The sequence below is a fragment of the Pseudomonas sp. NFIX28 genome (assembly GCF_900107395.1).
Lineage (GTDB): Bacteria > Pseudomonadota > Gammaproteobacteria > Pseudomonadales > Pseudomonadaceae > Aquipseudomonas.
The window spans coordinates 458,329-476,154 of record NZ_FNPW01000002.1; the positions used below are offsets into that span (position 1 = coordinate 458,329).

A 17,826-nucleotide genomic window follows, 5' to 3' on the forward strand; every position below is an offset into this window, starting at 1 on the left:
AGTGCGAGCCCCGCCCAATTCAGCCTGACGGCTGATCGCGAGCAAGCTTCGCTCCTACGGAATGCACATGTGTTTCGCGCCCCGAGACCACCTCACGACGCCAAGCTCCTGCGAAACCTCGCCAAGGCAATTCCAAAGAACAGCAAGCCGATCGCCGTCAGGGCCAGCAAGTCTGGCCAGACCACTTCGACGCCGGCGTCGCGAAACAGGATGGCGGCGCTGAGGCTGACGAAGTGGGTCGACGGCGAGCCCTGCATCACCCATTGCAGCCATTGGGGCATGCTGTCCAGCGGTGTGCTGCCGCCCGACAGCAGCAACATCGGGATGATCACCGGAATCGCCAGCAAGCCGAATTGCGGGGTCGAGCGTGCCAGCGTGGCGAGGAAGATCCCCAGCGCGGTGCTGGCGAACAGGTACAGCGCCGTCACCGCGAGGAACAGCGCCAGCGAGCCGGCCAGCGGCACGCCCAGCACACCTTTGACGATCACCTCCAGCGACACCCAAGTGCAGAGCACCACCACCAGCATGTTGCTCCAGATCTTCGCCAGCATGATTTCCAGGGCGGTCAGCGGCAGCACTAGCAGATGGTCGAGGGTGCCGTGCTCGCGCTCGCGCAGCAGCGCCGTGCCGGTCAGGATGATGGCCAGGATGGTGATGTTGTTGACGATCTGAATCACCGCCAGGAACCAGCCGCCCTGCAGATTGGTGTTGAACAGCGCGCGACTGGTCAGCAGGGCCGGCATCCGGTTCGCCGTGTCGGCCTGGCTGTAGTTGAGCAGTTCGCGCTGGAAAATCCGCCCGATATAACCGGCGCCCATGAATGCCTGGCTCATGGCCGTGGCGTCGACATTCACCTGCACGCTGGGTTGGCGCCCGGCCAGCAGGTCGCTCTGGAAGTTGGCCGGCACATTGATGACGAAGGTGAACTGGCCGCTGTCCATGACCTCGTCCAGTTGGTCGTAGGGCAACGGCACCGGGTTCTGGAATTCCGGCGGTTGCAGCGCTTCGGCCAGCTGGCGCGAGAGCTGGCTGTGGTCTTCGTCGACCAGCGCCACGCTGGCGTTGTGCACGCCGATCACCGAACCGGCCGCCGGCATGTAGATGGCCACGGTGAAGGCGTACAGCAGAAACAGCAGCAACACGCTGTCGTGTCGCAGGCTGGTGAGCTCCTTGAGGCCCAGGCGCAGGATGTGGCTGAAACGGTGCATCAGGCCTCCTGCTTTTTCAGCATCGCCAGGCTCAGCCCGGTGAACCCGAGGAAGAAACCGAACAAGGCCAGGCACTGCGGCCACAGCTGGCGCAGGTCCAGGGCCTTGGTGAAGGTGCCGACGGCAATGTCGAGGAAATAACCGGCAGGGAACAGCTGGCCCATCAGCGCCGCCGAACCGTCCAGCGACGAGCGCGGCACGATCAGGCCGGAGAACTGGATGGTCGGCAGGCTGGTGATGATCATGGTGCCGAGGATCGCCGCGATCTGGGTACGGGTGAAGGCGGAAATCAGCAGGCCCAGGCTGGTGGTGGCCAGCACGTACAGCAGGCCGCCGAAGGCCAGGGTCAGCCCGCTGCCCTTGAACGGCACGCCGAACAGCCAGCGGTTCATGGCCACCAGCAGCGCCAGGTTGATCAGGCTCAGGCCCAGGTAAGGCGCCTGTTTGCCGAGGAGAAACTCCAGGCGCTTGAGCGGCGTGGCGTAGAAGTTGGTGATCGAACCCAGCTCCTTTTCGCGCACGATGCCCAGCGCCGTAAGCATCGCCGGGATGAACGCGAGGATCAGCGCCATCACCCCGGGGCCGATGGCGTTCACGCTGACCACGTCCTGGTTGTAGCGAAAGCGCGTTTCCAGGCGGGCCGCCGGTGGCCGGCCCAGGGCCGGGCTGCTGTGTTCGGCCAGCAACTCGATATTGGCCTGATGCACTGCCTCGACATAGTTGCGGCTGGTCTCCGCGCGAAACGGCATGCCGCCGTCGAGCCAGGCGGCTACCGCGGGCTGGCGCCCGGCGTAGAGGTCACGGCCGAAACCGGGGGGAATCTCCAGGGCCAGCTTGATCTCCGAGCGTTGCAGGCGCCGGTGCAGTTCGGCAGCGTCGCGGATCGGCTGCTGCTCCTTGAAATAGCGGGAGCTGCGGAAAGCTTCCAGGTATGCGCGGCTTTGCGGGGTCTGGTCCTGGTCGTAGACGGCGAAGGCGAGGTTCTCGACGTCCAGGGAAATGCCGTAGCCAAAGATCACCATCATGAACAGCGCCCCGAGCAAGGCGAAGCCCAGGCGCACCCGGTCGCGCAGCAGCTCCTTGCCTTCGCGGGTGGCCACGGCGACCAGGCGCGACAGGCTGAAACGCCGGCTGTCGCTGTGGATGGCGCTGGCAACTTCAGGCTGTGCGGTGGCGGGGGGAGCGGGTTGCGGCTCGCCCTGGGCATCTTCCAGGCAGCGGACAAAGGCGGCCTCCAGGGTTTGCCCGGCGAACTGTTGCTGCAGGGCGGCCGGCGTGTCGCAGGCCAGCACCTTGCCGGCGTGCATCAGCGAGATGCGGTCGCAGCGCTGGGCTTCGTTCATGAAGTGGGTGGACAGAAAGATCGTCACTCCCTGTTCCCGCGACAGCTCGATCAGCAGGCGCCAGAAGTCGTCGCGGGCCGCCGGGTCCACGCCCGAGGTCGGCTCGTCGAGGATCAGCACTTCCGGGCGGTGCAGCACCGCTACCGCCAGGGACAGGCGCTGGCGCAAGCCCAGCGGCAGGGCGCCGGAGGGTTGTTCGGCAATGTCCTGGAGCGCGAAGCGACGGATCAGCTCTTCGATCCGCGGACCACTCTCGGCCTTGGGCAGGTCGAACAGCCGGGCGTGCAGCAGCAGGTTCTGGCGCACGCTGAGTTCGCCATACAGCGAGAAGCTTTGGGACATGAAGCCCACGCGCTTGCGGGTAGCCAGGTCCTTGGCGTCCACCGGGTTGCCCAGCAGCCTGGCGCTGCCTTCGGTGGCCGGCATCAGCCCGGTCAGGACCTTCATGGTGGTGGTCTTGCCGCAGCCGTTGGAGCCCAGAAAGCCGAAAATCTCGCCCCGGCCAATGGCGAAGCTGACCTTGTTCACGGCGGTGAAATCGCCAAAGCGCAGGGTCAGTTCATGGGCTTCGATGGCGATTTGCTGGTTGTCGGCGGTTCTTGGCGGGATCAGCAGCGGCTGGTTGTCGCGCCCGTTGTCGCCTTGAAAGTGAGTGAAGGCATCGTCGAGCTTGCCGCTGGGCGTGGCGATCGCCAGGTCCCGGCTCAAGCCCTGGGCAATCAGCCGGCCGCGGTCGAGCATCAGGCAGTGTTCGAACTGCTCGGCTTCCTCCATGTAGGCGGTGGCCACCAGCAGCGTCAGTTGCGGGCGCTGCCGGCGAACCTCATCCACCAATTCCCAGAAGCGCCGGCGGGACAGCGGGTCGACGCCGGTGGTGGGCTCGTCGAGGATCAGCAAATCCGGTTCATGGATCAGCGCGCAGCACAGCCCGAGTTTCTGCTTCATGCCGCCCGACAGTTTGCCCGCCGGCCTTTCGGCGAAGCGCAGCAGGTCGGTGGCCAGCAGCAGGTTGTGCATGCGCTGTTCGCATTCGGTTTTCGACAGGCCGAACAGGGTGGCGAAGAAGCGGATGTTTTCCTGGATCGACAGTTCGGGGTACAGGTTGCCGCCCAGGCCCTGGGGCATGAAGGCAATTCGCGCGTACAGGCTGTTGCGATGGCGACGTTGCTCGATGGAGCCGCCGAGCACTTGCAATTGCCCCTGCTGAAGCTTTTTTACCCCGGCAATCAGTCCCAGCAGGCTCGATTTGCCGGCGCCGTCCGGGCCGATCAGCCCGCAGCGGGTACCGCTGGGCAGGCTGAAGGCGAGGTCGAGCAAGGCGTGTTGCGAGCCATAGCGGTGGCTGATGCCCGTGGCGTGCAGCGCCAGCTCGCTCATTGCAGGTTGGCCGGCCAGTCCACGACCGCCGTGCGCACGTAGCCGGCACCGGGCATGCCTGGCTTGGCCTGCGGTACGGCGCTGGGCTGGGTCAGCCGCAGCTTGACGCGGAACACCAGTTTTTGCCGCTCATCGCGGGTTTCCACTTCCTTGGGCGTGAACTGGGACTTGGCCGCGACGAAGCTGATCTTCGCCGGCAGCGGCTGGTCAGGCAGGGCGTCGAGCAGGATCCGCGCCTCGCTGCCGACGGCCAGGCGGCCAGTCACGGAGGCCGGCAGGTAGAGGTTCATGTATTGGTCGCTTGGGTCGAGCAGCAGCAACACCCGGCCGCCGGCGCCCAGCACTTCGCCGGGCTCGGCCAGGCGCAACTGGATGACGCCGTCGATGGGCGCGCGCAGGCTGCTGTCGTCGATCTCGCTGGTCAGTTGAGCGACCAGGGCCTTGGCCGAACCGATGGCGGCACGCACCGCCGCCACCTGGGCCTGGGCTGCCTGGACGGCGGCGTTGCCGGTATTCAGGCGTGCCTGCTGCTGGTCGATGATCTGCTGGCTGGCGTAACCACGGTTGAACAGTTCCCGGGAACGCTTGAGTTCCTGGTTGGCCAGCAGCAGTTCACTCTGGCGCAATTGCACATTGGCTTCGGCCGCCGCGAGGTTTTCCCGGGTGCGCACCACGTCGGCCTCGGCCTGGGCGCGCTGGGCTTCCAGCGTGCGAGTGTCCATACGGGCCAGCAACTGGTCCCTGGTCACTTTGTCGCCTTCGTCGACCAGCACTTCGGCCAAGCGCCCGGGCGTCTTGCTGGCGATCTGCACTTCGGTGGCTTCAAGCCGGCCATTGCCCATGCTCAGGCCTTCGGGCAGGCGGTCCAGCGTGGATTTCCAATAACCCACACCGCCCGCGATCAGCAGCAGTGCCAGCAAGGCGAAGGCAAAAAGACGGGAGGAGCGGCGATTCGTTGGCATTGGGGCATCCCTGCGGCTTTAGCCATCTAGTCTGGCGGCTCAAGCCATGTGGCAACTTGATGTCCGTCAAATGAACGGGCAAGCCTAGTACGTTGTGCGCGGGATGCCTGCCTGGGTATCGCTTGCGGCCTGTTCAGCGCAGTGCCAGCACCGCGGCCCATTGTTCGGCGGTCACCGGCATCACCGATAGTCGGCTGCCTTTCTGCACCAGGGGCAGTTCGGCGAGGGCGGCTTGCTGTTTCAGGTAGTCCAGGCGCAGCACCTTGGGGAAGGTTTCGACGTGGGCGACGTCGACGGCGCTCCAGGCATTTTTCTCGGCGCTGGCCTTGGGGTCGAAATGCGGGTTTTCCGGTTCCAGGGCGGTCGGATCAGGATAAGCCGCCTCGATGATCCGGCCGATTCCGGCAATACCCGGCTCGGGGCAACTGGAGTGATAAAAGAAGAATTGGTCACCCACCGCCATGTTGCGCAGGAAGTTGCGGGCCTGGTAGTTGCGCACACCGTCCCAGCGCGCCTGGTTCTTGAGCGCCAGGCCCTCGATCGAGAGTTCTTCCGGTTCGGATTTCATCAGCCAATAGGCCATTTTCTTTGCTCTCCAGAGGTGCGCGGGCAAGTTGTCGGGCAATTTTATGACAAACCGACAGTCGGTTGACGTCAGCATTTGCGTGTCGGTTCACGTTATCGCAGAATGCCGGGATTTTAAGCTTGACGCTGCTGCACGGCCTGTTATGGAAACCGTCGCTGTCATCGTGTGGGACTTGCCTGAGGGGGGCAATCGATGCAACGCAAACCGGATTTACTATGGATTTTGGTTATTTTGTTCGGTTTGGGCGTAGTGACAACTGGTTATGCGCAGAGCCTGTGGGCCAACAAGACTGACGCTCCGGTCGAACTCGCGCAACAGCAGCCGTCCTTCAAGCGTTGAATCCTTCCTGGGCGCCGCTTTCCAGTGGCGCCTACTCCGCGAAATACCATTTCTTGTCGGTCACCGTTCCTTGCAGCGGTACATCCCAGCTCGCCTGATCCAGTTTCGCGACTTTCTGACATTCATGGGCCAGCCCCAGCAGCGTCGGCTTGCGCCAGCTTTTGCGCCGCGCCAGATAAGCCAGGCTGCGATCGTAGAAACCTCCACCCATTCCCAGGCGCCCGCCCGCCTCATCGAAGCCGACCAGCGGTAACAGCACCAGGTCCAGCGCCCAGACCTTGCGCTGCCGGGCCAGGCTCACTCGCGGCTCGGGAATGCGGAAGCGGTTGGGGCGCAGCTTTTCGCCGGGGCGAACGCGCTGGAATACCATTTTGGTTCGTGGCCAGGCGCTGAGCACCGGCAGGTAGGTCGCCTTGCCCCGGCGTTGCGCGGCAAGCAGCAGCGGGCGCGGATCGATTTCACCGTCCATGGGCAGATAAAGGGAAATATGCCGGGCGCGACGGAACAGCGGGTGTTGCGCCAGTTGCCGATACAGCCCACGAGAGGCCTGGCGTTGTTCGCTGGCGGTAAGGGCGCGGCGGGCTTTGCGCAGCATGCGGCGAAGTTGCGGGCGGGAAAGCGGCGCCGGTTCGGTCATGGTCGCTCGGGTCTGGATTGGGTACGGCAGGACAGCGTACCAAATAACCCGGAAGCCGAAAAAACGAGAGCGGAAAAAACAAATGCCAGCTATTTGCATAGCTGGCATTTGTTTGTAATTCAGGCTCCCCGGATGAACCGCTGTCGACTTAGCCCTTGAACCCGAAAGTTCAAGGCGGAAGATGCAGTAGGCGTTAAGGCTTTCCGTCTAGCGGACATGCACACCGGCCCAACGTGCAACTTCCAGGGTAGTGCGAATCGGCTCAGGGACATCGCCAACTGGCAAGCACCCCAGGGAGTGCCGGGGATTATACCGCAACCACCCTCAGGAATCAGCCTTGGTTGTATCTGTATCGGTGGCAAGCACCAGATCCACGCGCTCGAGCAGGTCACGCACCTGTTCGCGGGTCGAACCGCTGGCTTGCACGTCGGGACGGTCCTGCTTGTGCAGCAGATCGTGAGTGATATTGAGGGCGGCCATCACCGCGATGCGGTCGGCACCAATGACTTTGCCGCTGCTGCGGATCTCACGCATCTTGCCATCCAGGTACCGGGCGGCGCTCACCAGATTGCTGCGCTCTTCCTGGGGGCAGATGATCGAATACTCTTTGTCGAGGATCTGCACGGTAACGCTATTGCTTGAACTCATGAGTCTTGCTCCAGGGCCTTGAGGCGCGAAATCATCGATTCGACCTTACGCCGGGCGATTTCGTTTTTTTCAATGAGATGCGCGCGTTCCTCGCGCCAAGTCTTTTCCTGAGCTAATAAGAGTGCGTTTTGACTCTTTAGTTGCTCGACCCGGTCAATTAGCAGCTCGAGTCTGGCCATCAGCGCTTGCAGGTCGGTGTCTTCCATTGGATCCCACTGGATTTGTCTGATGAGTGGCAACTGCCTGGGCAAACGAGTTGACGGCCTCGATGGTCTTGGCGCGTCTGCCGATGCTAGGATACAAGACCTTCATTCTAGACATTGCGCCGCTTGGCGCCTAGCTGCCCATGCCCATTCAGAATTCCCCGTACAACGCCTTCGCCACCCTGCTCAGCAGCAGCGGTCACCCTGTCTCGCCCGCCGAATTGCATGGCCTGTTGCTGGGTCGCAGTTGCGCCGGCGCCGGCTTTGAAGTCGACGGCTGGCTGATCGACGCCGCCGAGCTCCTCGAAGGCGAGCCGCAAGACAATGTCCGCAATGCCTTGATCGGCCTGCAGGAGATGGTCAAGGGCGAGCTGACCAGCGACGACATGACTGTCGTTCTGCTGCTGCCGACCGACGATGCTCCGCTGGCCGAGCGCGCTGCCGCCCTGGGTCAATGGTGCCAGGGCTTCCTCACCGGCTTCGGCCTGAACTCCCGCGACAGCAGCGCCCTGAGCGCCGAGGCCACGGAAGTGCTGCAGGACCTGGCGGCGATCGCCCAGGTACAGGACGCGCTGGAAGAGTCCGACGACGGCGAAAGCGACTATATGGAAGTGATGGAATACCTGCGGGTCGCACCGCTGCTGCTGTTCACCGAGACCAACAAGACGGTTGAACCGGCCGCCAAGCCTTCTCTGCACTGATCGCTCGATAGGGAAATCCGTCTGCCCATGATCCATATCCCGAAATCGGAATACACCCGCCGCCGCAAGGCGCTCATGGCGCAGATGGAACCCAACAGCATCGCGATCCTGCCGGCCGCCGCCGTGGCCATTCGCAATCGCGACGTCGAGCACGTCTACCGCCAGGACAGCGATTTCCAGTACCTCAGCGGCTTTCCCGAGCCCCAGGCGGTGATCGTGCTGATGCCTGGCCGCGAGCATGGCGAGTACATCCTGTTCTGCCGTGAGCGCAATGCCGAGCGCGAGCTCTGGGATGGCCTGCGGGCCGGCCAGGAGGGCGCGATCCGCGATTACGGCGCCGACGATGCCTTCCCGATTACCGATATCGACGACATTCTGCCGGGCCTTATCGAAGGTCGCGACCGGGTGTATTCGGCCATGGGCAGCAATCCGGAATTCGATCGCCACCTGATGGAATGGATCAATGTGATCCGCTCCAAGGCGCACCTGGGGGCCCAGCCGCCGAACGAATTCGTTGCCCTGGATCATCTGCTGCACGACATGCGCCTGTATAAATCGGCGGCGGAAGTGAAGGTGATGCGCGAGGCCGCGCGGATTTCCGCCCAGGCCCATATTCGTGCCATGCAGGCCAGCCGCGCCGGCTTGTACGAATTCAGCCTGGAGGCCGAGCTGGACTACGAATTCCGCCGGGGCGGGGCGAAAATGCCGGCTTACGGCTCGATCGTCGCGGCCGGGCGCAACAGTTGCATCCTGCATTACCAACAGAACGACGCGTTGCTCAAGGACGGCGATCTGGTGCTGATCGACGCCGGTTGCGAAATCGACTGTTATGCCAGCGATATCACCCGCACCTGGCCGGTGAACGGCAAGTTTTCCGCCGAGCAGAAAGCGATCTACGAGCTGGTGCTGGCCTCCCAGGAAGCCGCCTTTGCCGAGATCGCGCCGAACAAGCACTGGAACCAGGCCCATGAAGCGACCGTCAGGGTGATCACCGCCGGGCTGGTCAAGCTGGGGCTGCTTGAAGGCGAGGTGGACGAGTTGATCGCCAGCGAAGCCTACAAGGCGTTTTACATGCACCGCGCCGGCCATTGGCTGGGCATGGATGTGCATGATGTCGGCGAGTACAAGGTCGGCGGCGAATGGCGGGTGCTGGAAGTCGGCATGGCCCTGACAGTCGAGCCGGGCATCTACATCGCGCCGGACAATCAGAACGTGGCGAAGAAATGGCGCGGCATTGGCGTGCGCATCGAGGACGACGTGGTGGTAACCAAGCAAGGCTGTGAAATTCTCACCCATGGCGTGCCGAAAACCGTGGCCGAGATCGAGGCGCTGATGGCCGCCGCACGGAGCCACGCAGCATGAACCGGGTCAATCTGGCGATCATCGGCGGTGGCCTGGTCGGTGCCAGCCTGGCCCTGGCCTTGCAGGCCGGCGCCAAGGAGCGTGGCTGGAAGATCGTGCTGATCGAGCCGTTCGCTCCAGGCAATAGCTATCAGCCCAGCTACGATGCGCGTTCTTCGGCGCTATCGTTCGGCGCGCGGCAGATCTATCAGCGGTTGGGCGTGTGGCAGGAAATCTCCCGCCGCGCCGAGCCGATCAAGCAGATCCATGTCTCCGACCGCGGGCGGTTTTCCACCGCGCGGCTGTCGGCCATGGAGGAGGGCGTTCCCGCCCTGGGTTACGTGGTGGAAAACGCCTGGCTCGGCCAATGCCTCTGGCAGGGGCTGGACAAGGACGTGGTCAGCTGGCGCTGCCCCGCCGAAGTCACGCGCATGGAGCCGCTGGAAGACGGCTACCGCCTGACCCTCAACGACGAAACCACCCTGGACTGCGAGCTGGCGGTACTGGCCGACGGTGGCCGTTCCGGGCTGCGCGAGCAGCTGGGGATCGGGGTGAAGAAGCGCCCTTACAACCAGAGCGCGCTGATTGCCAACATTACCCCGAGCGAAGCCCATGGCGGCATGGCCTTCGAGCGCTTTACCGACGACGGGCCGATGGCCCTGCTGCCGCTGCCGGAGAACCGTTGCGCGCTGGTCTGGACCCGCCAGGGCATGGACGCGCAGCGCCTGGCCGCGCTGGACGAACGCAGCTTCCTCAGCGAATTGCAGGGGGTATTCGGTTATCGCCTGGGCACCCTGAAGCAGGTCGGCGCGCGGCATCTTTACCCGCTGGCGCTGGTGGAGGCCGAGGAGCAGGTGCGTCCTCACCTGGTGGTGCTGGGCAACGCGGCCCATAGCCTGCATCCGATTGCCGGGCAGGGTTTCAACCTGTCGTTGCGCGACGCCCAGGCGCTGGCCGATGCCTTGCTGGTCAGCCCGACGCCGCCAGGTGATTTCAGTATTTTGCAGGCCTACCGCGAGCGACAGCGCCTGGACCAGGACCTGACCGTGGGCTTCTCCGACCAGGTCACCCGGTTGTTCGGCAGCAAGCTGCCGCTGGTGTCCCTGGGGCGCAATATCGGGCTGCTGGGCCTGGACCTGCTGCCGCCGGCCAAGCGCTGGTTCGCCCGCCAGGCCATGGGCCTGGGCACCCGTCCCGATGCGTGAGCGACTGAGCCCGCGTCCGGGCATGGAAATCCTGCACAGAGTCGGCAGCCACGCAGCGCGGTTCGACAAAACCCTTTACCTGCGGTGCAAGCCGCTAGCGAGACAGGCTTAAAGCATGGAAATGCGTGCAGATCTGCTGATTGTCGGGGCCGGAATGGTCGGGAGCGCCCTGGCGCTGGCGTTGCAGGACAGCGGCCTGGAAGTGCTGCTGCTCGATGGCAGCCCCTTGAAAGTCAAACCCTTCGACACCGAGGCCCCGTTCGAGCCACGAGTGAGCGCCTTGTCGGTGGCCAGCCAGCGGATTCTCGAGCGCCTGGGGGTATGGGAAGGAGTGACCCGCCGGCGCAGCAGCCCCTATGCCGAGATGCATGTCTGGGATGGCAGCGGCACCGGGCAGATTCACTTTTCGGCCGCCAGCGTGCACGCCGAGGCGCTGGGCCACATCGTGGAAAACCGCGTGGTCCAGGACGCCCTGCTGGAGCGCCTGCACAACTGCGACATCGGCCTTTTGGCCAATGCGCGCCTGGAGCAGATGCGCCGCTCCGGCGACGACTGGCTGCTGACGTTGGCCGATGGCCGTAGCCTGCGCGCACCGCTGGTGATCGCCGCCGATGGCGCCAATTCGGCGGTCCGGCGCCTGACCGGCTGCGCCACCCGCGAATGGGATTACCTGCACCACGCCATCGTCACCAGCGTGTGCTGCACCGAGCCGCACCAGATGACCGCCTGGCAGCGTTTCACCGACAACGGCCCGCTGGCGTTCCTGCCGCTGGAGCGCGACGGCCAGCACGACTGGTGTTCGATCGTCTGGTCGACCACGCCCAGCGAGGCCGAACGCCTGATGGCCCTGGACGACAGCAGCTTTTGCCAGGAGCTGGAGCGCGCTTTCGAGGGACGCCTGGGCGCGGTGTTGAGCGCCGATCCACGGCTTTGCGTGCCGTTGCGCCAGCGTCATGCCAAGCGTTACGTGGCCGAAGGCCTGGCCCTGATCGGCGACGCGGCCCACACCATTCATCCGCTGGCCGGGCAGGGAGTGAACCTGGGCTTCCTCGATGCCGCGGTGCTGGCCGAAGTGCTGCTGCAGGCGGCCAGTCGCGGCGAGCGCCTGGCCGACACCAAGGTCCTCAGCCGTTACGAGCGCCGGCGCATGCCGCACAACCTGGCATTGATGGCGGCGATGGAAGGCTTCGAGCGGCTGTTCCAGGCTGATCCGCTACCGCTGCGCTGGTTGCGTAACACCGGGCTGAAAATGGTCGACCAGATACCCGAGGCCAAGGCGCTGTTCGTGCGCCAGGCGTTGGGCCTCACCGGGGACCTGCCGGAACTGGCCAGGGCCTGATGTAAGGACCCCCGGCGCGAACAGGCCCGGCGCTTCATTGCAGGCGCGGCTTGCTCGCAATCGGGTGGCCCGGCCGCGGCTCGATGTTTATGCAACATCTCGTTACTCCTCCGCGGGCGGTACAGTTTGAGAAGCTAAATAGTAGTCCTTATCATTTACTTCCCTTTAATTTCGAGAGACCGCTCCCATGTTGGCACCTAAGCGTCTATTGACTGCCCTGGCCCTCACCCTCATTGACGGTACTGTTCAGGCAGCCGACGAAGTGGTGGTCTACTCCTCGCGCATCGACGAGCTGATCAAGCCGGTGTTCGATCTCTACACCCAGAAAACCGGGGTCCAGGTTAAATTCATCACCGACAAGGAAGCGCCGCTGATGCAGCGGATCAAGGCCGAGGGCGAGAACGCCACCGCCGACCTGCTGCTCACCGTCGATGCCGGCAACCTGTGGCAAGCCGAGCAGATGGGCATCCTGCAGCCGTTCACCTCCAAGGTGATCGATGCCAACATTCCCCTGCAATACCGCGCCGCCTCGCACGCCTGGACCGGCCTGAGCCTGCGGGCGCGGACCATCGCCTATTCCACCGCGCGGGTAAAACCGTCCGAGTTGAGCACCTACGAAGCCCTGGCTGACAAGCAGTGGGAAGGCCGCCTGTGCCTGCGCACGGCGAAGAAGGTCTACAACCAGTCGCTGACCGCCACCCTGATCGAAACCCACGGCGCGGCGAAAACCGAAGAAATCGTCAAGGGCTGGGTCAACAACCTGTCCACCGACGTGTTCTCCGACGACGTCGCGGTGCTCGAGGCAATCAACGCCGGCCAGTGCGACGTGGGCATCGTCAACACTTACTACTACGGCCGCCTGCACAAGCAGAAGCCGGACCTGCCGGTCAAACTGTTCTGGCCGAACCAGGGCGACCGCGGCGTGCACGTCAACCTGTCGGGTATCGGCCTGACCAAGCATGCACCGCATCCGGAAGCCGCCAAGGCGCTGGTGGAGTGGATGACCACTACAGAAGCGCAGAAAATCTTCGCCGACGTGAACCAGGAATTCCCGGCCAACCCAAGCGTGCCGCCGTCCGCCGAAGTAGCCGCCTGGGGCAAGTTCGTGGCCGACACCCTGCCGGTGGAAGTGGCCGGCAAGCGCCAGGCCGAGGCCATTCGCCTGATGGACCGTGCTGGCTGGAACTGATCCGCTGGTTATACTGCGCCCCGCCTTTGCGGGGCGTTTTGTTTATCCGCTCCGCCATTTATTGATCCCACCTCGCTCGAGAGTCTTTCGTGGCCCATCCCGCCCAACGTCGTTGGTACCCGCTGGTCTTTGCCGTCGCCGCCCTGGTGCTGCTGCCGCTGAGCGTGCTGCTGCTGTCGTGGCAGGTGGTCGACCAGCAGATCTGGTCGCACCTGTGGGACACCCAGATGCCGCGCCTGCTGGGCAACACCCTGACCCTGGTGCTGGGCGTCGGCGTGGGCGTGACGCTGCTGGGCGTGAGCCTGGCCTGGCTGACCAGCCTCTGCGAGTTTCCCGGGCGCCGCTGGCTGGACTGGGCGCTGATGCTGCCCTTTGCGATTCCGGCCTATGTGCTGGCCTTTGTCTTTGTCGGCCTGCTGGATTTTTCCGGCCCGGTGCAGACCCTGCTGCGCGAATGGTTCGGCACTGGCCTGCGCCTGCCGCGGGTGCGTTCCACCGGCGGGGTGATCCTGGTTCTGGTGCTGGTGTTCTACCCCTATGTGTATCTGCTGGCGCGCACTGCCTTCCTGGCCCAGGGCAAAGGCCTGATGGAGGCCGCGCGGGTGCTTGGGCAGACGCCCTGGCAGGCGTTCTGGCGCGTGGCGCTGCCCATGGCGCGGCCGGCGATCGGCGCCGGTGTGGCCCTGGCGCTGATGGAAACCCTGGCGGACTTCGGTGCGGTGGCGGTGTTCAACTTCGATACCTTCACCACCGCCATCTACAAGACCTGGTATGGCTTCTTCAGCCTGTCCAGCGCCGCGCAGCTGGCCAGCCTATTGCTGCTGGCGGTGATGCTGGTGCTGTACGGCGAACGTCGCGCCCGTGGCGCCAGCCGCACTGGCAATGAGCGTCCGCGAGGCAAGGCGCTGTATCACCTGCGTGGGTTCAAGGCCCTGGCGGCCACCAGCTGGTGTGCGCTGGTGTTCGCCTGCGCCTTCGTCATTCCGCTGCTGCAACTGGTGGCGTGGTTCTGGCAGCGCGGCCGTTTCGACCTCGACGAGCGTTATGCCGGGCTGATCCTGCATACCCTGTACCTGGGCGCCATGGCGGCCCTGATCACGGTCAGCGTGGCCCTGCTGCTGGCGTTCGCCCGACGCCTGGCACCGACCCGGGCAATCCGCTCCGGCGTCAGCCTGGCCAACCTGGGTTACGCCTTGCCGGGCTCGGTGCTGGCTGTGTCGATCATGCTGGCCTTCAGTTATCTGGACCGCGAGCTGGTGATTCCGCTGTCGGGCTGGCTTGGCGGGGCGGGCAAGCCGCTGCTGCTGGGCAGCCTCGCGGCCTTGCTGCTGGCCTATCTGGTGCGGTTTATCGCGGTGGCCTACGGGCCGCTGGAAAGCAGCCTGGCGCGCATCCGCCCGTCGTTGCCGGAAGCGGCGCGCAGCCTGGGGGTCAGCGGGCCACGACTGTTTTTCAAAGTGTATCTGCCGCTTTTGCTGCCCGGCACCCTGAGCGCTGCGTTGCTGGTGTTCGTCGATGTGCTCAAGGAAATGCCCGCCACCTTGCTGATGCGCCCGTTCGGCTGGGACACGCTGGCGGTGCGGATCTTCGAGATGACCAGCGAGGGCGAGTGGTCGCGCGCCGCGTTGCCGGCCCTGACCCTGGTCCTGGTGGGACTGCTGCCGGTGATCGGCCTTATCCGGCGCTCCGCTCATCGAATCGGTTAGGTGCCAGTGCCACACCTTGCGGCTACAATGCGCGGCATTCGGTGCGGTAGATCTTTCTGATCGGGTCTTTTGAATTGTCTGATAGCCATGTATTTCAAGGCTTTCAGCTCATACGGCGACCGTCCGCACCTTCGCCACGCCCGGAAGGAGAAACCCATGGGACAGCGCACGCCTCTGTATGACCTTCATCTCGCCCTGGGCGCGAAGATGGTCGATTTTGGCGGTTGGGATATGCCTCTGCATTACGGCTCGCAAGTCGAGGAGCACCATCAGGTGCGACGCGATTGCGGGGTTTTCGATGTATCCCACATGACCGTGATCGATGTCGACGGCCCCCAGGCCAAGGCCTGGCTCCAGCACCTGCTGGCCAACGACGTCGAACGCCTGCAAAGCCCCGGCCGGGCCTTGTACAGCGCCATGCTCAACGAGCACGGCGGTATCGTCGACGACATGATTGTCTACCGCACCGAAGCCGGTTATCGGCTGGTGTTCAACGCCGCCACCCGTGACCAGGACATCGCCTGGATGCAGGCGCAAGTAGGCGCTTTCCAGGTGCAACTGCATGAGCGCTCCGAGCTGGCGATGCTGGCGATCCAGGGGCCTCACGCGCGGCACAAGATCGCCGAACTGGTGACCCAGTCGCGCGGCACGCTGATCCAGCAACTCAAGCCCTTCGAAGGCCAGGCCGACGGCGACTGGTTCATCGCGCGCACCGGCTACACCGGTGAGGATGGCCTGGAAATCGTCTTGCCGGCCGAGCAGGCCCCGGCGTTCTTCAACGATCTGGTGGGCGCGGGTATCTCGCCGATCGGCCTCGGCGCCCGCGACACCCTGCGCCTGGAAGCCGGCATGAACCTGTACGGCCAGGACATTGACCAGGAGGTTTCACCGCTGGTGGCCAACATGGCCTGGAGCATCGCCTGGGAACCGGCGTCGCGCAGGTTCATCGGCCGCACCGCCCTGGAAGCCGAGCGCGCGGGCGGGGTGAAGCACAAACTGGTCGGCCTGGTGCTGGAAGAACGCGGCGTGTTGCGTGCCCATCAGGTAGTTCGCATCGCCGATGTTGGCGAAGGAGAGATCACCAGTGGTAGTTTCTCTCCTACGCTTAGCAAATCGATCGCACTGGCGCGGGTGCCGATGGCGACCGCCGACCGTGCCGAAGTGGAAATCCGTGGCAAGTGGTACCCGGTCCGGGTGGTCAAACCGACCTTCGTGCGTCATGGCAAAACCTTGATCTAACTTATTTTCGGCGGGATCTGCCGCTGACATTTCTTCTTGAGGACACAGAACATGAGCGATATCCCTGCTGACCTGCGTTTTGCCGAAAGTCACGAGTGGGCCCGTCTGGAAGCCGATGGCACCGTGACCGTGGGCATCAGCGACCACGCTCAGGAAGCCCTGGGCGACGTGGTGTTCGTCGAGCTGACCGAAGTCGGCAATGTCTTCGGCGCTGGCGACCAGGCCGGTGTGGTGGAGTCGGTGAAGGCCGCTTCCGACATCTACGCGCCAGTGGCCGGCGAAGTGATCGCGGTCAACGAAGACCTGAGCGGCAGCCCGGAGCTGCTCAACAGCGACCCGTACGGCGCCTGGATCTTCAAGCTCAAGCCAAGCAATGGCGCCGACCTGGACAAGCTGCTGGACGCTGCCGGGTACCAGGCTGCCATCGGCGAATAAGCCTTGCATCGATCGCCGGCCGGCCCGCTCCAGCAAGGGGAGCGGGCCGGCTGGCGATTGCATTTACCGCTGCAACACGTGTTTCACGCTCGCCACCGAACGCTCGACGTCGTCCTTGCTCATGGCCGTGAACATCGGCAACGAAACGATTAACCGTCCCACCCGTTCCGCCACCGGCAACATCCCCTCCTTGAAACCGCGTTCGCGGTACAGGCTCAGCAAATGAATCGGCGGGTAGTGATAGCCGATCCCGATTCCGCGTTCCTGCATCTGCTCCATGAAGGTCGCTCGCGCCGGCCGGCCGTCATGCCGTTCCGGCAAGACCAGCTGGAACAGATGCCAGTTGCTGTTGCTGAAGTCCGCCGGCGGCAGCTGGGCGCCGTAGCGGGTTTCGAAGTCGCTGCCCAGGCATGCGAAATAATGCCGGGCCAGCTCGCGGCGATGAGCGGTGAGGGTCTCGAGGTGGGCGAACTGGCCCAGGCCGATGGCGGCCGCAACGTCGGTCATGTTGAATTTGCCGCCCAGCACATCCACGTCCAGGCCGTCGAAGCCGTGGCGGGTCACGCCCTGCAGGCGGTATTTCTCCGCCAGCCGGGCCTCTTCGGCGGTGTTCAGCACCAAGGCGCCGCCTTCGCCGCAGGTGACGTTCTTGTTGGCCTGGAAGCTGAACGAGACCAGGTCGCCGCCGGCGCCGATGCGCTCGCCATTCCAGCTTGAGCCCAGCGCCTGGGCGGCATCTTCCACTACCCGCAGGCCGTGCTTGCGCGCCAGGGCGTAGAGGCGCGGCATGTCCAGCGGCAGGCCGGCGAGAAACACCGGAATGATGGCTTTGGTCCGTGGCGTGATGGCCGCTTCCACCTGGGCCAGGTCGATGTTGCGGGTAACCGGGTCGATGTCGGCGAATACCGGGGTGGCGCCGACTTCGAGAATCACGTTGGCCGTGGCCACCCACGAGATCGGCGTGGTGATGACTTCATCGCCCGGGCCGATGCCGGCGATTCGCAGGGCGATCTCCATGGTGCAGGTGCCGGAGTTGAAGGTGCGCACCGGGCGCCCGCCGCAATATTGCGAGAGTTGCGCCTCGAAGGCCTGGACCTTGGGCCCGCTGGTGATCCAGCCCGAACGCAGGACTTCGCCGACGCTGGCGATGGTCGCTTCATCGATGGTGGGTTTGGAAAACGGCAGGAAAGGCAGCTGGCTCATGACGATGGGATACCCGATAAGCGGAAGTCGAGGCCGGGCGGCGTGCCGCGCCGGAGTCGCATCATGCTACCGGTTCGCCCCGGGTGCCACCGTCGGCGTCCGGGATCGGCTGCTATGCTGCTTTGACCGTGTTCCATCGACGCCGAGCGCCGCCTGAGAGAGAGC

The 17,826-nt window shown here is 64.5% G+C and carries 17 protein-coding genes and 1 other RNA gene; 9 read left to right on the plus strand and 9 right to left on the minus strand.

Features of this window, described 5'->3' with window-relative positions:
• Nucleotides 1–92 precede the first annotated feature (92 nt).
• The 4 genes from BLV20_RS05590 to BLV20_RS05605 all read right to left on the minus strand — a co-directional run bounded on the left by BLV20_RS05590 (nucleotide 93) and on the right by BLV20_RS05605 (nucleotide 5,473).
• Nucleotides 93–1,208 carry an ABC transporter permease gene (locus BLV20_RS05590; protein WP_092298091.1) on the minus strand — a complete coding sequence of 372 codons (1,116 nt, stop codon included), beginning with the start codon at nucleotides 1,206–1,208 and terminating at the stop codon, nucleotides 93–95.
• On the minus strand, nucleotides 1,208–3,928 hold the full coding sequence (rbbA, locus tag BLV20_RS05595; protein WP_092298094.1) for a ribosome-associated ATPase/putative transporter RbbA: 2,721 nt from the start codon (nucleotides 3,926–3,928) through the stop codon (nucleotides 1,208–1,210). The genes BLV20_RS05590 and rbbA overlap by 1 nt, the downstream gene beginning before the upstream one ends.
• A complete protein-coding gene (locus BLV20_RS05600; RefSeq protein ID WP_092298097.1) occupies nucleotides 3,925–4,890 on the minus strand; it encodes an HlyD family secretion protein in 966 nt (321 codons plus the stop codon). Before BLV20_RS05600 ends, rbbA begins: the two co-directional genes overlap by 4 nt.
• A gap of 133 nt (nucleotides 4,891–5,023) precedes the next feature.
• Entirely contained in the window at nucleotides 5,024–5,473 is a 450-nt protein-coding gene (locus BLV20_RS05605; protein ID WP_092298100.1) for an EVE domain-containing protein, read from the minus strand.
• Between the two features lie 195 nt (nucleotides 5,474–5,668).
• On the opposite strand from BLV20_RS05605, the gene BLV20_RS31330 reads away from it, so the two are divergent.
• The gene (locus BLV20_RS31330) at nucleotides 5,669–5,815 is read left to right on the plus strand and encodes a hypothetical protein (RefSeq protein WP_092298103.1); all 147 of its coding nucleotides are present in this window, start codon (nucleotides 5,669–5,671) and stop codon (nucleotides 5,813–5,815) included.
• A gap of 31 nt (nucleotides 5,816–5,846) precedes the next feature.
• Here BLV20_RS31330 and BLV20_RS05615 read toward each other — a convergent pair whose 3' ends face one another.
• The 4 genes from BLV20_RS05615 to BLV20_RS05630 form a co-directional block, all read right to left on the minus strand.
• Nucleotides 5,847–6,452 carry a 5-formyltetrahydrofolate cyclo-ligase gene (locus tag BLV20_RS05615; RefSeq protein WP_092298106.1) on the minus strand — a complete coding sequence of 202 codons (606 nt, stop codon included), beginning with the start codon at nucleotides 6,450–6,452 and terminating at the stop codon, nucleotides 5,847–5,849.
• A 121-nt stretch (nucleotides 6,453–6,573) separates the two neighbouring features.
• Nucleotides 6,574–6,752: non-coding RNA, 6S RNA (gene ssrS / locus BLV20_RS05620), on the minus strand.
• A 24-nt stretch (nucleotides 6,753–6,776) separates the two neighbouring features.
• A complete protein-coding gene (locus tag BLV20_RS05625; RefSeq protein ID WP_007926742.1) occupies nucleotides 6,777–7,100 on the minus strand; it encodes a cell division protein ZapA in 324 nt (107 codons plus the stop codon).
• The gene (locus BLV20_RS05630) at nucleotides 7,097–7,306 is read right to left on the minus strand and encodes a TIGR02449 family protein (RefSeq protein WP_044466189.1); all 210 of its coding nucleotides are present in this window, start codon (nucleotides 7,304–7,306) and stop codon (nucleotides 7,097–7,099) included. Before BLV20_RS05630 ends, BLV20_RS05625 begins: the two co-directional genes overlap by 4 nt.
• A 140-nt stretch (nucleotides 7,307–7,446) precedes the next feature.
• Between BLV20_RS05630 and BLV20_RS05635 the strand changes: the two genes are divergently transcribed.
• The 8 genes from BLV20_RS05635 to gcvH all read left to right on the plus strand — a co-directional run bounded on the left by BLV20_RS05635 (nucleotide 7,447) and on the right by gcvH (nucleotide 16,458).
• A complete protein-coding gene (locus BLV20_RS05635; protein WP_009051406.1) occupies nucleotides 7,447–8,004 on the plus strand; it encodes a YecA/YgfB family protein in 558 nt (185 codons plus the stop codon).
• Between the two features lie 27 nt (nucleotides 8,005–8,031).
• Nucleotides 8,032–9,366, plus strand: coding sequence for a Xaa-Pro aminopeptidase (gene pepP / locus BLV20_RS05640; protein WP_092298109.1), 1,335 nt, complete (start codon nucleotides 8,032–8,034; stop codon nucleotides 9,364–9,366).
• Entirely contained in the window at nucleotides 9,363–10,550 is a 1,188-nt protein-coding gene (gene ubiH, locus BLV20_RS05645) for a 2-octaprenyl-6-methoxyphenyl hydroxylase (protein WP_092298112.1), read from the plus strand. Before pepP ends, ubiH begins: the two co-directional genes overlap by 4 nt.
• 121 nt (nucleotides 10,551–10,671) lie before the next feature.
• Nucleotides 10,672–11,889 carry a 2-octaprenyl-3-methyl-6-methoxy-1,4-benzoquinol hydroxylase gene (locus tag BLV20_RS05650; protein WP_175540145.1) on the plus strand — a complete coding sequence of 406 codons (1,218 nt, stop codon included), beginning with the start codon at nucleotides 10,672–10,674 and terminating at the stop codon, nucleotides 11,887–11,889.
• 187 nt (nucleotides 11,890–12,076) lie between these two features.
• Nucleotides 12,077–13,078 (plus strand): extracellular solute-binding protein, encoded by a 1,002-nt coding sequence (locus BLV20_RS05655; RefSeq protein ID WP_092298118.1) that lies wholly within the window; start codon nucleotides 12,077–12,079, stop codon nucleotides 13,076–13,078.
• A gap of 89 nt (nucleotides 13,079–13,167) precedes the next feature.
• The gene (locus BLV20_RS05660; RefSeq protein WP_092298121.1) at nucleotides 13,168–14,784 is read left to right on the plus strand and encodes an ABC transporter permease; all 1,617 of its coding nucleotides are present in this window, start codon (nucleotides 13,168–13,170) and stop codon (nucleotides 14,782–14,784) included.
• 156 nt (nucleotides 14,785–14,940) lie between these two features.
• Nucleotides 14,941–16,023, plus strand: coding sequence for a glycine cleavage system aminomethyltransferase GcvT (gene gcvT, locus BLV20_RS05665; RefSeq protein ID WP_092298124.1), 1,083 nt, complete (start codon nucleotides 14,941–14,943; stop codon nucleotides 16,021–16,023).
• Nucleotides 16,024–16,074: 51 nt separating this feature from the next.
• A complete protein-coding gene (gene gcvH, locus BLV20_RS05670; protein ID WP_092298127.1) occupies nucleotides 16,075–16,458 on the plus strand; it encodes a glycine cleavage system protein GcvH in 384 nt (127 codons plus the stop codon).
• Nucleotides 16,459–16,521: 63 nt separating this feature from the next.
• Here the strand turns inward: gcvH and BLV20_RS05675 are convergent, their stop codons facing one another.
• The gene (locus BLV20_RS05675; protein WP_092298130.1) at nucleotides 16,522–17,661 is read right to left on the minus strand and encodes a DegT/DnrJ/EryC1/StrS family aminotransferase; all 1,140 of its coding nucleotides are present in this window, start codon (nucleotides 17,659–17,661) and stop codon (nucleotides 16,522–16,524) included.
• Nucleotides 17,662–17,826: the final 165 nt, after the last annotated feature.

Bases quoted from the DNA above. Each gene is read 5' to 3' on its own strand.
- BLV20_RS05590 (WP_092298091.1), bottom strand. From the start codon at position 1,208: ATGCACCGTTTCAGCCACATCCTGCGCCTGGGCCTCAAGGAGCTCACC.
- rbbA (WP_092298094.1), bottom strand. From the start codon at position 3,928: ATGAGCGAGCTGGCGCTGCACGCCACGGGCATCAGCCACCGCTATGGC.
- BLV20_RS05600 (WP_092298097.1), bottom strand. From the start codon at position 4,890: ATGCCAACGAATCGCCGCTCCTCCCGTCTTTTTGCCTTCGCCTTGCTG.
- BLV20_RS05605 (WP_092298100.1), bottom strand. From the start codon at position 5,473: ATGGCCTATTGGCTGATGAAATCCGAACCGGAAGAACTCTCGATCGAG.
- BLV20_RS31330 (WP_092298103.1), top strand. From the start codon at position 5,669: ATGCAACGCAAACCGGATTTACTATGGATTTTGGTTATTTTGTTCGGT.
- BLV20_RS05615 (WP_092298106.1), bottom strand. From the start codon at position 6,452: ATGACCGAACCGGCGCCGCTTTCCCGCCCGCAACTTCGCCGCATGCTG.
- BLV20_RS05625 (WP_007926742.1), bottom strand. From the start codon at position 7,100: ATGAGTTCAAGCAATAGCGTTACCGTGCAGATCCTCGACAAAGAGTAT.
- BLV20_RS05630 (WP_044466189.1), bottom strand. From the start codon at position 7,306: ATGGAAGACACCGACCTGCAAGCGCTGATGGCCAGACTCGAGCTGCTA.
- BLV20_RS05635 (WP_009051406.1), top strand. From the start codon at position 7,447: ATGCCCATTCAGAATTCCCCGTACAACGCCTTCGCCACCCTGCTCAGC.
- pepP (WP_092298109.1), top strand. From the start codon at position 8,032: ATGATCCATATCCCGAAATCGGAATACACCCGCCGCCGCAAGGCGCTC.
- ubiH (WP_092298112.1), top strand. From the start codon at position 9,363: ATGAACCGGGTCAATCTGGCGATCATCGGCGGTGGCCTGGTCGGTGCC.
- BLV20_RS05650 (WP_175540145.1), top strand. From the start codon at position 10,672: ATGCGTGCAGATCTGCTGATTGTCGGGGCCGGAATGGTCGGGAGCGCC.
- BLV20_RS05655 (WP_092298118.1), top strand. From the start codon at position 12,077: ATGTTGGCACCTAAGCGTCTATTGACTGCCCTGGCCCTCACCCTCATT.
- gcvT (WP_092298124.1), top strand. From the start codon at position 14,941: ATGGGACAGCGCACGCCTCTGTATGACCTTCATCTCGCCCTGGGCGCG.
- gcvH (WP_092298127.1), top strand. From the start codon at position 16,075: ATGAGCGATATCCCTGCTGACCTGCGTTTTGCCGAAAGTCACGAGTGG.
- BLV20_RS05675 (WP_092298130.1), bottom strand. From the start codon at position 17,661: ATGAGCCAGCTGCCTTTCCTGCCGTTTTCCAAACCCACCATCGATGAA.